Below are 12534 nucleotides of genomic sequence, written 5' to 3' on the forward strand. Positions count from 1 at the left end.
CCAGCGCCGGTAGCCAAAGATGGAGGCAGGATGTCTTCGCAGCAACTAGCTTCAAAACCGGCTTCGCCGCAAAGTGCGGCGCCAGCGGTAGTGGTGCATTTCGGTTTTCTGACCTTGCCGAATTTTTCGATGATCGCCTTTGCCAGCGCCATCGAAGTCCTGCGCATGGCCAACTACATCAGCCGCCAGACCTTGTACCGCTGGTCGGTGATCAGTATCGACGGCTTGCCGGCGCAAGCCAGCAACGGCTTGCCGATCTCGCCGACCTTGACGCTGGAGCAGGCCGGCACGCCCGACATCTTGTTCGTCTGCGGCGGCGTCAAGATCCACGAGGCGGTCGACGACAAGCTGAACGCCATGCTGACGCAGCTGGCGCGGCGCAATGTCATGCTGGGCGGGATCTGCACCGGCAGTTATGCGCTGGTCAAGGCGGGGCTGATGAATGGCTATCAGTGCGCCATCCACTGGGAAAATATTTCGGCCCTGCGCGAAGACTTTCCGCGCGTGCTGTTTACCGAGGGACTGTTTGCGGTGGACCGCGACCGCCTTACCTGTTCCGGCGGCACGGCGCCGATCGACCTGATGCTGAACCTGACCGCCAACCGCTACGGCAAGACGTTGGCGGCGGAGATTTCCGAACAGTTCATCCTGGAGCGGATCCGCGACGGCGCCTATCAGCAGCATATTCCGATTGCGGCCCGGCTCGGCTTCAGCCGAAAGGAGCTGATCGAAGTGGCGCGGCTGATGGAAACCCATATCGAAGAAACCCTGTCGTTTGAAGAGATCGCCAGGCTGGTGGGTTTGTCGCAGCGGCAGCTGCAGCGCATGTTCAAGTACTACCTGGATGTCACGCCGACCCATTACTACCTGCAGCTGCGTTTGCGGCGCGCCCGCGAACTGCTATTGCAGACCACCATGTCGATCATGAGCGTGACGGTGGCTTGCGGTTTCCAGTCGTCCTGCCATTTCAGCAAGGCTTACCGCAACCAGTTCGGCCGCTCGCCCAGCAGCGAGCGCCATCTGCGCCATCCGTACCTGTCCGCGGTCGACGAACTGCCGCAGTTGTCGTCGCTGCCGTCTTTGCCGCCGACGCCGGACGATCTGTTTGACGCTGGCAGGCAATAGCATGTCGCAATCGGTCTAAGCCGCCGCGCGCATGCGAGTAATTTCTGGCTTGTACCTATACGCTTGGTGTTACCCGCTTACTGCGGACCTGGCGTTGAAGTGCAAGCTTAAGCGTTCAATGTATGCCGATGCAATGCAAACTGGGAGCGTCGGACTTTCGTCTTTGCCACAGGAGAAAATGTAATGAAATCATTCAAGCTGGCGCTGGCCGGCATGGGCATGGCCTCGGCCTGTTTTATGCTGATGCTGGGAGCTGCGCAGGCGCAGGAACCGCAATCATGCAAGAACGTGCGCTTCGCCGATGTCGGCTGGACCGATATCGCCGCCACCACCGGTCTCGCATCCGCCGTCTATGAAGGGCTGGGCTATCACGCCACCAAGACCATCGCATCGGTGCCGATCACCTTTGCCGGCGTCAAGAACAAGCAGATCGACCTGTTCCTCGGCTACTGGGCGCCGACCATGGATCCCATCATCGCGCCCTTCGTCAAGGAAAACTCGCTGAAAGTGCTGGCATCGCCCAACCTGACCGGCGCCAAATACACGCTGGCGGTGCCGACCTATGCCTACGACGCCGGCCTCAAGACCTTTGCCGACATCGCCAAATTTTCCAAGGAGCTGGATGGCAAGATCTATGGCATCGAACCTGGCAACGACGGTAACGCCTTGATCCAGGGCATGATCAGCAAGAACCAGTTCAACCTGAAGAACTTCAAGATGGTGGAGTCGAGCGAGGCCGGCATGCTGATCGAGCTGGGCCGCGCGGTCAAGCAAAAGAAATGGATCGTGATCCTGGGCTGGGAACCGCATCCGATGAATGTGCAGCAAAAGATCAGCTACCTGAGCGGCGGCGACGAGGTGTTCGGTCCTAACTATGGCGAAGCCAAGGTCTACACCGTGACCGCCACCGACTATGCAACGCGCTGCCCGAACGCCGACAAGCTGGCGGCCAACCTGCAATTTTCCACCGGCATCGAAAACCAGCTGATGGGCCGCATCATGGACAAGCAAGATCCAAAAGACGCGGCCAAGGACTGGCTGAAGAAAAATCCGCAAGTGCTTGACAAGCTGCTGGCCGGCGTCAAGACCTTCGACGGCAAGGACGGCTTGCCGGCGGTGAAGACTTCACTCGGATTGTAACTGCGCAAACAATCAAAGGCGTCGTCCCCGCGAACGCGGGGACCCAAGTTAGATGCGCCAACATGGATTCCCGCGTTCGCGGGAACGACCGGGACGCGTAGTCGTGGCCGACGAGGCCGGTACGCGTAGTCGGTAAATATCAGATTTCATAACATCCTGACTGGAGGAGACCCAATGGCTGAAAATCGTGGCGTGGTTTATATCGAACAGGGCAAGGTAGAAATACAGTCCATCCCGTTCCCCAAGCTGGATAATCCGCAAGGCCGGAAAATCGAGCATGGCGTGATCCTGAAAGTGGTGTCCACCAATATCTGCGGTTCAGACCAGCACATGGTGCGCGGCCGCACCACGGCGCAGGCCGGGCTGGTGCTGGGCCATGAAATCACCGGTGAAGTTATCGAATGCGGCTCGGATGTGGAAACCATCAAGAAAGGCGACCTGGTGTCGGTGCCGTTCAACGTCGCCTGCGGCCGCTGCCGCACCTGCAAGGAACAGCACACCGGGGTCTGCGAAACCGTCAATCCGGCACGTGCCGGCGGCGCTTATGGCTATGTCGACATGGGCGGTTGGATCGGCGGCCAGGCCGAATACGTGATGGTGCCGTATGCCGATTTCAACCTGCTGCGTTTCCCGGACAAGGAACAGGCGATGGCCAAGATCCGTGACCTTACCTGCTTGTCGGATATCCTGCCGACCGGCTACCACGGCGCGGTCACTGCCGGCGTCAGTCCCGGCACCACGGTGTATGTCGCCGGTGCCGGTCCGGTTGGCCTGGCAGCCGCAGCTTCGGCGCGTTTGCTCGGGGCGGCGGTGGTGATTGTCGGCGATGTCAATCCTTTGCGCCTGATCCATGCGCGCAGCGTCGGCTTTGAAACGGTGGACCTGTCCACCGATGCGTCACTCAGCGACCAGATCGCCAAGATACTCGGCGTGCCTGAAGTCGATTGCGCGATTGACTGCGTCGGCTTCGAAGCACGCGGCCATGGCCACGCCGGGGCGCAAGCGGAAGCGCCGGCTACGGTGCTGAATTCGCTGATGGAAGTAACGCGGGTTGCAGGCAAGATCGGCATCCCGGGCTTGTATGTGACGGATGATCCGGGCGCGGTCGACAGCGCCGCCAAGCGCGGCAGCCTGAGCATCCGTCTCGGTCTCGGCTGGGCCAAGTCGCACAGCTTCCATACCGGGCAGACGCCGGTGATGAAGTACAACCGTCAGCTGATGCAGGCGATTTTGTGGGATCGCATCAAGATCGCCGACATCGTCGGCGTCGAAGTGATCACCCTGGACCAGGCGCCGGCCGGTTATCAGCAGTTCGATGCCGGGGCGCCGAAGAAATTTGTCATCGATCCGCATCATTTGCTGAAAAAGGCGGCTTGATGCAGTGGGGCTGCCGGCCGTTTTGCGCCGGCGGCCGCATTTGTCAGGCGGGCGCCAGCAGCGCCTGGAATTGGTCCAGCGCCGCAATAACCTGCTGGTCGGACAGCGCCAGCAGCGCCTCTCCCACATACCACTCGATATAACTCTGCTGCGGCAAGGCGGCGTCGCTGGCGCGACCGAATAGCCAGACGCCACGTTCCCGGGCCAGCTGGTCGCGCGCCGCGTTCGCCGCCTCGCGCTCGACCGGAAAATAGAGATGCAGCATATTGCAATGCGGCTGGCGTGGATTGACTTGCCAGTGCGGATAGCGGGCCAGCAACTGATACAGTTCGCGGGTGCGTTGCAGGTAGGCTGGCATGCGCGCCAGTTTTTCGTCAAACTGCATGGCCGCCGCCACTACGTAAGGCGAGCGCTGGTAGAGGTTGCCGCCCATGCGTTTCATCCATTCGGCGGCGCGGCCGATGAAATCCCGCTTGCCCAGCAGCATGGCGCCGCCTAGGCCGCCAAGGCCTTTGTAGAGCGAGACATAGGCGCTGTCAAAGCCGGCCGCCACGCTGGCCAGCGGCTGACCGTAGCCGGCTGCGGCTTCCCACAGGCGCGCGCCGTCCATGTGCAAATGAATGTTCTTTTCCCGGCAGTACTCTTTGAGCGCTTGCAGCTGTTCCCAGGCCGGCAGCTGGCCGCCGATTTCACGCATGGGCAGCTCATATAGCGCGGCACCGAGCCGATCCGGCACAGCTTTCAGATCATCCGCCGTCCAAGGCCGGAACGGGCTGCCGACCTGGAGTACCTTGAAATGGTCGAGCAGTTGGTAGTTGCTGCTTTCGTGGCGCAGGATGTGCGCCGTCGGATGCAGCGCCACCAGCCGGTTGTTCTTGTCCTGGCAAGCGACGCGCAGCGCGATGGTTTGTGCCATGGTGCCGGTGATGACGAAGCAGGCTGCTTCGAAACCGAGCAGGGCGGCTACCTTGTTTTCGAAATCCTGGATCAGCTGGCCTTCGCCATAGCTGTCATGCTGGATATCATGCGCCTCGCACCAGGCCGCCATCGCGGAAAAATCCTGGGCGGCGGTGCGCGGCGCCGATGAAGAAAAAAAGGTATGGCATTGCTGGCGTAGGTTGGCGTTGGACATATCTGGTGGCTGGGGCGCTTTTGGCTAGGTCGGGGGAAGGAAGCTTGCTATCCTACCGCGATTTGGGGTTGCCGCCATGTCGGCGACTGCCCATTTGCCGGCAAAGCCTGGCGCCGGCGCCAAAAAATGCCCATGCGCCTGTTCTTTTAGAGGATCATGCCTGATTGGCAAGGTTTATGCGTTTGGCTTATCCCCTACAAGGAAATGTCATCGCGTAGGTAGGGCCACTTGGTCGTAAAATTAAAATTTGTCGTGCTTGTCGGAAAAGGACAAACACTTGTCAGCTACGGAAAATAGAGCGGCCGCTGCAAGGACAAAATGATGCCAAGGAATAGCACTGCAGTTATCGCTGATGGCGGCATTGATCAGCACTGTTGCACTGTACTCTGGCGTTGTGGTGTCTCGCGCGGCCGGTGTTGTTTGCCGAGAATAATACTTCAACCCACCCAGGAGTTGTCATGAACGGATGCACTATGTTTTGCCAGCGTATTTGCAAGCGCGTTTGCCCAAATATGCAATCGGGTTCTCTATGAACATCAGCACATTTGATTTATTCAAGGTCGGTATCGGTCCATCCAGCTCGCATACGGTGGGGCCGATGATTGCCGCCAATCGCTTTGCTGCTTATTTGCACGAGGTTAATTTGCTCGATGCGGTGCACGCGGTACGCGTCGAACTGTACGGTTCGCTCGGCGCCACTGGTAAAGGCCATGGCAGCGACAAAGCGGTGCTGCTGGGGCTGGAAGGCAACCTGCCGGACAATATCGATCCGGATCACGTCGAGCCGCGGCTGGCGGAAATCCGCAGCACCAAGAAGCTGCTGCTGAACGGTACGCATCCGATCGGCTGTGTAGAAAAGGAACACGTATTGTTTTTCCGGCGCGAAGCCTTGCCGCAGCATCCGAACGGCATGCGCTTTGTCGCCCTGGACGCGGCTGGCAACGTGATTGCAGAGAAAGAATACTACTCGGTCGGCGGCGGCTTCGTGGTCAGCAAGGAAGGCCAGCGCGTCAATCTGGTACAGGCCGGCAGCGTGCAGTCGGAAGGCGAGCTGCCTTATCCCTTCCATTCCGGCGACGACCTGCTGCGCATGTCGGCGGAAAGCGGTTTGACCATTGCTGCCCTGATGATGGAAAACGAAAAGCACTGGCGCTCGGCGGAAGAAGTACGCACCAAGTTGCTGGGTATCTGGGATGTGATGGCGGCGGCGGTCAAGCGCGGCTGTTCCATCGACGGCGAATTGCCGGGACCGATGAAGGTCAAGCGGCGTGCTGCGGAATTGTACCGGCAGCTGAAAGATCGATCCGAGGAATCGTTTACCGATCCTTTGTCGATGCTGGACTGGGTCAACCTGTATGCGATGGCGGTGAATGAAGAAAATGCTGCCGGCGGCCGCATCGTCACGGCGCCGACCAATGGCGCGGCAGGGGTGTTGCCGGCGGTGCTGCATTACTACACCAAGTTCATTCCCGGCTCGAACAAGGATGGCGTCATGACCTTCATGCTGACGGCAGCGGCGATCGGCCTGATCTACAAGGAAAACGCATCGATCTCGGGTGCCGAAGTCGGTTGCCAGGGTGAGGTCGGCGTAGCTTGCTCGATGGCGGCAGGGGCTTTGGCCGCAGTGCTGGGCGGCAGCACCGAGCAGATCGAGAATGCGGCGGAGATCGGTATGGAGCACAACCTTGGCATGACTTGCGATCCGGTCGGCGGCCTGGTGCAGATTCCCTGTATCGAACGCAATGCGATGGGCGCGGTGAAAGCGATCAACGCCGCCCGCATGGCCCTGCGCGGCAACGGCAAGCACTATGTCTCGCTGGACAAGGTCATCAAGACCATGATGCAGACCGGCGCCGACATGAAGACCAAGTACAAGGAAACATCACGTGGTGGTTTGGCGGTAAATGTCATTGAGTGCTGAGTAGCTTTCAGCGATAACTAGGATAGCTCTAAAACCGCGCAGTAGGTTTTAGAACTGTCCGTAACGGTTCCGGAAATTTGAGGGGTTTATGAGCAATTATTCGATATTCAGCTTGATCCGCAACAGCCTCTCCTACCATGAAAACTGGCAGCGGGCCTGGAAAAGCCCGGAACCGAAAAAGGAATACGACATCGTTATCGTCGGCGGCGGCGGCCACGGCCTGGCCACCGCCTACTACCTGGCCAAGGTGCACGGCTTGCGCAATATCGCCGTCATCGAAAAAGGCTGGATAGGCGGCGGCAACACCGCCCGCAACACCACCATCGTGCGTTCCAACTATCTGTGGGACGAATCGGCCATGCTGTACGAAAAGGCGATGCAGCTGTGGGAGGGCCTGTCGCAAGACCTCAACTACAACGTCATGTTCAGCCAGCGCGGCGTGATGAACCTGGCGCATACCTTGCAGGATGTGCGCGACACCGAGCGCCGCATCAACGCCAACCGTCTCAACGGCGTCGATGCCGAATGGCTGACGCCGGCGCAGGTCAAGGAAATCGTCCCGATCATTAATCTCAACAGCCACTATCCGGTGCTGGGCGCTTCCTTCCAGCGCCGTGGCGGGGTGGCGCGGCATGATGCGGTGGCCTGGGGTTTTGCCCGCGGCGCCGACGAGCGCGGCGTCGATATCCTGCAGAACTGCGGCGTCACCGGCATCCGCCGCGAGAACGGCGCAGTGACCGGGGTCGATACCGTCAAGGGCTTTATCAAGGCTAAGAAAGTGGCGGTGGTCGCCGCCGGCCACTCCAGCGTGCTGGCGGAGATGGCGGGCATCCGCCTGCCGCTGGAAAGCCATCCGCTGCAGGCGCTGGTGTCGGAGCCGATCAAGCCGGTGCTCGACACGGTGGTGATGTCGAATGCCGTGCATGCTTACATCAGCCAGTCCGACAAGGGCGACCTGGTGATCGGCGCCGGCGTCGACCAGTACACAGGCTATGGCCAGCGCGGCAGTTATCACGTGATCGAAGGCACGTTGCAGGCGATTGTTGAAATGTTCCCGCTGTTCAGCCGGGTCCGCATGAACCGCCAGTGGGGCGGGATCGTCGATGTTTCGCCGGATGCCTGCCCGATCATTTCCAAGACACCGGTCAAGGGCCTGTATTTCAATTGCGGCTGGGGCACCGGCGGCTTCAAGGCCACGCCGGGTTCGGGCTGGGTGTTCGCCCACACCATTGCCAACGACCATCCGCATCCGCTGAATGCGCCGTTTGCGCTGGACCGTTTCTACAACGGCCATCTGATCGACGAACACGGGGCCGCCGCCGTCGCCCACTGATACTGTCCGTTGTGACCATTCAGCCATCCTTGATTCAATCCGCCATCTGTCTGGAGAACCACCATGTTATTGATCACCTGCCCTTGGTGCGGGCCGCGTGCCGAGAGTGAGTTTCATTGCGGCGGCGAAGCCGATATCGCCCGCCCGCTGGAAACCGAAAAACTGAGCGACGAAGCCTGGGGCGATTACCTGTTCATGCGCAAGAATCCGCGCGGCGTGCACCGCGAGCAGTGGGTGCACAACCAGGGTTGCCGGCGCTGGTTCATGGCCGAGCGCGATACCGTGACTTATGAATTCCTCAGCTACAGCAAGTTCGAAGCCAAGGCTGCCGCCGATGGCAAGGGAGCCTAGGATGAACCAACTGAAGAGCCAACCGACAAACCAGACACACAGGCTGGCCGGCGGCGGCCGCATCGACCGCGCGGTTCCGCTGACTTTTATTTTCAACGGTAAAAGCTACCAGGGTTATCAGGGCGATACGCTGGCCTCGGCGCTGCTCGCTAACGGTGTGCACTTCGTTGCGCGTAGCTGGAAATATCACCGTCCGCGCGGCATCGTCACCGCCGGGGTAGAAGAACCGAATGCGCTGGTGCAGCTGGAAAGCGGCGGGTTTACCGTACCAAACGCCCGCGCCACGGAAATCGAGTTGTACCAGGGTTTGAGCGCGACCAGCGTCAACGCCAGCCCCAGCATCGAAAACGACCGCATGGCGATCAACCAGCTGTTTGCCCGTTTCATCCCGGCCGGCTTCTACTACAAGACCTTCAAATGGCCGCGCAGCTGGTGGGGCAAATACGAAGAAGTGATACGCGAAGCGGCCGGCTTCGGCAAGGCGCCGACCGAGCTCGATCCGGACCGCTATGAAAAGACCTATGCCCATTGCGACGTGCTGGTGGCCGGCGCCGGTCCAGCCGGCCTGGCGGCCGCCTGGGTGGCGGCGCAATCCGGTGCGCGGGTGGTGCTGGTCGACGATCAGTCAGAACCGGGCGGCAGCTTGCTGTCGGGGCCTGCGCTGATCGACGGTTTGCCGGCGGCCGCATGGGTAGCGAAAATCAGCGCGGAATTGCGGGCCTTCCCGGAAGTGACGATTCTGTCGCGCAGCACGGCCTTCGGCTACCAGGACCATAACCTGGTGACCGTGACCCAGCGCCTGAGCGAGCATCTGCCGCTGGCGCAGCGGGGCGGCAAGGTGCGCGAACGGCTGTGGAAGGTACGCGCCAAGCACGTGATACTGGCAACCGGCGCCCATGAACGGCCCATCGTGTTCGGCAATAACGATCTGCCTGGCATCATGCTGGTTTCGGCGGTATCGACCTATATCCACCGCTATGGCGTGCTGCCCGGACGCCAGGCGGTGATCTTCGCCAACAATGACGACGCCTACCAGACTGCTCTCGATCTGAAGGGCAACGGCGCCCAGGTAACCGTGGTCGATCCGCGCCCAGCTGGCAACAGCAGCCTGCCGGCCGCCGCCAAGCGGCAGGGTGTGAGCATCATCAATGACGCCGTGGTGGTGACTGCGCATGGCAGCCGCCATGTCAAGAAAGTGGAAGTTTCCGGCCATCGCGATGGCGTGCCGGGGCAGTTCATCACCTCGCTTGCCTGCGATCTGCTCTGTGTTTCGGGCGGCTGGAATCCGGTCATCCATCTGTTTGCCCAGTCCGGCGGCAAGGCGCACTGGAATAATGAGAAGGCCTGCTTCGTGCCGGGATCGGCGATGCAAAAGGAAACCAGCGCCGGCGCCGCCAACGGCGATTTCAGCCTGGCAGGCGCCTTGCGCGATGGCGCGCTGGCGGCGCAGCAGGCGGTCGAATCGGCTGGCTTGAAAGCGGCCGCGCTACCGAACTGGAAAGTGGCCGAACTGTCGGAAGCCCCGCTCATGCCTATGTGGCTGGTGGGCGACCGTAAACAGGTCGGGCGCGGTCCCAAGCAATTCGTCGATTACCAGAACGACGTGTCGGCCGCCGATATCTACCTGGCCGCGCGCGAGGGCTATCATTCGGTCGAGCACGTCAAGCGCTACACCGCGCTCGGCTTCGGCACCGACCAGGGCAAGCTCGGCAACATCAACGGTATGGCGATCCTGGCTGAAGTACTGGGCAAGAGCATCCCGCAAACCGGCACCACGACTTTCCGCCCGAACTACACGCCGGTGACCTTCGGCACGGTGGCCGGACGCGAGCTGGGCGAGTTCCTGACGCCTATCCGCAAAACTTGCATCCATCCCTGGCATATCGAGCAGGGCGCCTTGTTTGAAGACGTCGGCAACTGGAAACGTCCCTGGTATTACCCGCGCGGCAAGGAAGACCTGCATGCGGCAGTAGCGCGCGAGTGCCTGGCGGCGCGCAACAGCGTTGGCATCCTCGATGCTTCCACGCTGGGCAAAATCGATGTACAAGGACCGGATGCCGTCACGCTGCTGAACTGGATGTACACCAATCCCTGGAACAAGCTGGAAGTCGGCAAATGCCGCTACGGCCTGATGCTGGACGAGAACGGCATGGTGTTCGATGACGGCGTCACGGTGCGTCTCGGCGAGCAGCATTTCCTGATGAGCACCACCACCGGCGGCGCGGCGCGCGTGCTGGACTGGATGGAGCGCTGGCTGCAGACCGAGTGGCCGCACCTGAAAGTCAACCTGACGTCGGTGACCGATCATTTCGCCACCTTTGCGGTAGTCGGGCCGAACGCCCGCCGCGTGCTGCAGAAAGTCTGCAAGGATATCGATTTCTCCAACGAGAAATTTCCCTTCATGTCTTTCCGCGAAGGTAGCATCAACAGCGTCTTCACCCGCATCATGCGTATCAGCTTCTCCGGCGAACTGTCGTATGAAGTCAATGTGCCGGCCAATATGGGACGGGCCATCTGGGACGCCATCATCGAAGCCGGCAAGGAGTTTGACATCACGCCCTACGGCACGGAAACCATGCACGTGCTGCGCGCCGAAAAGGGCTACATCATCGTCGGCCAGGATACCGACGGCTCGGTCACGCCGTTCGACCTAGGCATGGGCGGCCTGGTAGCCAAATCCAAGGATTTCCTCGGCAAGCGTTCGCTCGCACGCTCGGATACCGCCGGCGAGAACCGCAAGCAGCTGGTGGGCTTGCTCAGCGCGGACAAGGATTTCGTGCTGCCGGAGGGTAGCCAGATCCTGGCCGAGCCGAGCAATGAAGCGACCGGCAGCATGATAGGCCACGTAACGTCCAGTTACTTTAGCCCGATCCTGCAGCGCTCGATCGCCTTCGCGCTGATCAAGGGCGGGCTCGGCAAGATGGGGCAGGAAGTCAGCATATCGCTGGAGAACGGCCGCAATATCGCAGCCAAGATCAGCAGCCTGGTGTTCTACGATGCAGAAGGAGTCCGTCAACATGTTGAATGAAACCCAGCTTTTTCAGGTGCAGCAGGAATCGCCGTTGGCGGAACTGGGGCAGTTGTTGGCGCCGCTCACTGCAGGCGCCAACCAGCCGGTCCGGCTGGAGGAGAAACCCTTCCTGGAACTGATCAATATCAAGGGCGAGGCCGGCTCAGCAAGCTTCCTGCGGGCGGTCAAGAATCTCACCGGCGCGGCATTGCCGCTGCAGCCGAACACCATCGCCGAAAGCGAGCAGTTCGTCATCTACTGGCTGGCGCCGAATGAATGGCTGATCCAGTCCAGGCAACCGCGCCTGCCGGCGCTGTGCGCCGACCTGGCCGCTGCGCTGGCGGGAGAGTTCGCCGCGGTGGTGGATGTCAGCAGCGGCAATACCAGCCTGGTGCTGAGTGGCATACAGGCGCGCGCGGTCTTGCAGAAGGGCTGCCCGCTGGATTTCCATGCGGGCGTCTTCAAGCCAGGGCAGTGCGCCCAGAGCCATTACTTCAAGGCCGGCATCTTGCTGCGGCCTTTGGACGACGGCGCTTTTGAGCTGATCATCCGCCGCAGCTTTGCCGATTACTTCGGCCGTATTTTATTGGACGCCAGTCAGGAGTATCTCTGATGAAGAACGAAAACATCGCCAGCGGCGTACGCTGGCAGATCTTTGTCGAGGGCCTGGCGGCGATGACCAGCGTCGGCCTGCATCCGCACGAACATGAAAAGCCGCAGGCGGTCGAACTGGACATTGAATTGTCGTACAAGACTGGCGGCAGCGGCATGGGCGATGATGATACGGCGGCGGTGATCGACTATGACCATTACTGCAGCGTGGTCACGGCTTTTCTGCAAGCCAAGCCGCATACTCGCCTGCTGGAGACGCTGGCCTCGGAAGTCGCCAGCCTGTCCTTCCGCGAATTCCCTATGCTCGATGAAATACGGGTGGCGATCCACAAGCCGAAGATCCGCCCCAACACCGCCCGTCTGGGCGTAGCCTCAAGCTGGACCCGCTGGAGCTATGAAACCCTGTTGCTGGCGCAGACCCTGGAAAGCGGTGTTGCGGCATGAGCGGAACAGGAAAATTCTTTGTTGATACAAGGCAATAATTTGATTATGGCATGCATCTGCCGACAAAAAGCCCGCATAAGCGGGCTTTT

Annotated in this window: 10 protein-coding genes; 9 read left to right on the forward strand and 1 reads right to left on the reverse strand. The window is 60.6% G+C overall.

Going from position 1 to position 12534, the window contains the following annotated elements; genetic code table 11:
• The first annotated feature begins 30 nt into the window (after positions 1 to 30).
• From CPter91_RS06715 to fdhA, 3 genes are all read left to right on the forward strand, one after another.
• Complete coding sequence (locus CPter91_RS06715; RefSeq protein WP_061938622.1) at positions 31 to 1125, forward strand: GlxA family transcriptional regulator; 1095 nt, start codon at positions 31 to 33, stop codon at positions 1123 to 1125.
• 183 nt (positions 1126 to 1308) lie between these two features.
• Positions 1309 to 2265 carry a choline ABC transporter substrate-binding protein gene (locus CPter91_RS06720; RefSeq protein ID WP_061938625.1) on the forward strand — a complete coding sequence of 319 codons (957 nt, stop codon included), beginning with the start codon at positions 1309 to 1311 and terminating at the stop codon, positions 2263 to 2265.
• A 174-nt stretch (positions 2266 to 2439) separates the two neighbouring features.
• Positions 2440 to 3642, forward strand: a complete 1203-nt coding sequence (fdhA, locus tag CPter91_RS06725) for a formaldehyde dehydrogenase, glutathione-independent (protein WP_061938627.1) — start codon at positions 2440 to 2442, stop codon at positions 3640 to 3642.
• Positions 3643 to 3685: 43 nt separating this feature from the next.
• On the opposite strand, the gene CPter91_RS06730 is transcribed toward fdhA, so the two are convergent.
• Positions 3686 to 4774 (reverse strand): threonine aldolase family protein, encoded by a 1089-nt coding sequence (locus CPter91_RS06730; protein ID WP_061938630.1) that lies wholly within the window; start codon positions 4772 to 4774, stop codon positions 3686 to 3688.
• A gap of 529 nt (positions 4775 to 5303) precedes the next feature.
• Between CPter91_RS06730 and CPter91_RS06735 the strand changes: the two genes are divergently transcribed.
• From CPter91_RS06735 to CPter91_RS06760, 6 genes are all read left to right on the forward strand, one after another.
• Complete coding sequence (locus CPter91_RS06735) at positions 5304 to 6695, forward strand: L-serine ammonia-lyase (protein WP_061938633.1); 1392 nt, start codon at positions 5304 to 5306, stop codon at positions 6693 to 6695.
• An 88-nt stretch (positions 6696 to 6783) separates the two neighbouring features.
• On the forward strand, positions 6784 to 8028 hold the full coding sequence (locus tag CPter91_RS06740; RefSeq protein ID WP_061938636.1) for a sarcosine oxidase subunit beta family protein: 1245 nt from the start codon (positions 6784 to 6786) through the stop codon (positions 8026 to 8028).
• 63 nt (positions 8029 to 8091) lie between these two features.
• Entirely contained in the window at positions 8092 to 8379 is a 288-nt protein-coding gene (locus CPter91_RS06745) for a sarcosine oxidase subunit delta (protein ID WP_061938639.1), read from the forward strand.
• Between the two features lies 1 nt (position 8380).
• Positions 8381 to 11407 carry a sarcosine oxidase subunit alpha family protein gene (locus CPter91_RS06750; protein ID WP_061938642.1) on the forward strand — a complete coding sequence of 1009 codons (3027 nt, stop codon included), beginning with the start codon at positions 8381 to 8383 and terminating at the stop codon, positions 11405 to 11407.
• The gene (locus CPter91_RS06755; RefSeq protein WP_236905950.1) at positions 11397 to 12002 is read left to right on the forward strand and encodes a sarcosine oxidase subunit gamma; all 606 of its coding nucleotides are present in this window, start codon (positions 11397 to 11399) and stop codon (positions 12000 to 12002) included. The genes CPter91_RS06750 and CPter91_RS06755 overlap by 11 nt, the downstream gene beginning before the upstream one ends.
• The gene (locus CPter91_RS06760; RefSeq protein WP_061938648.1) at positions 12002 to 12445 is read left to right on the forward strand and encodes a dihydroneopterin aldolase; all 444 of its coding nucleotides are present in this window, start codon (positions 12002 to 12004) and stop codon (positions 12443 to 12445) included. The genes CPter91_RS06755 and CPter91_RS06760 overlap by 1 nt, the downstream gene beginning before the upstream one ends.
• The last annotated feature ends 89 nt before the right edge of the window (positions 12446 to 12534 follow it).

It is taken from the genome of Collimonas pratensis (assembly GCF_001584185.1).
GTDB classification, from domain to species: domain Bacteria; phylum Pseudomonadota; class Gammaproteobacteria; order Burkholderiales; family Burkholderiaceae_D; genus Collimonas; species Collimonas pratensis.

Coding starts and splice junctions, on each gene's coding strand:
- CPter91_RS06750 (WP_061938642.1), top strand. CDS start 8,381: ATGAACCAACTGAAGAGCCAACCGACAAACCAGACACACAGGCTGGCC.
- CPter91_RS06720 (WP_061938625.1), top strand. CDS start 1,309: ATGAAATCATTCAAGCTGGCGCTGGCCGGCATGGGCATGGCCTCGGCC.
- CPter91_RS06760 (WP_061938648.1), top strand. CDS start 12,002: ATGAAGAACGAAAACATCGCCAGCGGCGTACGCTGGCAGATCTTTGTC.
- CPter91_RS06735 (WP_061938633.1), top strand. CDS start 5,304: ATGAACATCAGCACATTTGATTTATTCAAGGTCGGTATCGGTCCATCC.
- CPter91_RS06715 (WP_061938622.1), top strand. CDS start 31: ATGTCTTCGCAGCAACTAGCTTCAAAACCGGCTTCGCCGCAAAGTGCG.
- CPter91_RS06755 (WP_236905950.1), top strand. CDS start 11,397: ATGTTGAATGAAACCCAGCTTTTTCAGGTGCAGCAGGAATCGCCGTTG.
- CPter91_RS06745 (WP_061938639.1), top strand. CDS start 8,092: ATGTTATTGATCACCTGCCCTTGGTGCGGGCCGCGTGCCGAGAGTGAG.
- fdhA (WP_061938627.1), top strand. CDS start 2,440: ATGGCTGAAAATCGTGGCGTGGTTTATATCGAACAGGGCAAGGTAGAA.
- CPter91_RS06740 (WP_061938636.1), top strand. CDS start 6,784: ATGAGCAATTATTCGATATTCAGCTTGATCCGCAACAGCCTCTCCTAC.
- CPter91_RS06730 (WP_061938630.1), bottom strand. CDS start 4,774: ATGTCCAACGCCAACCTACGCCAGCAATGCCATACCTTTTTTTCTTCA.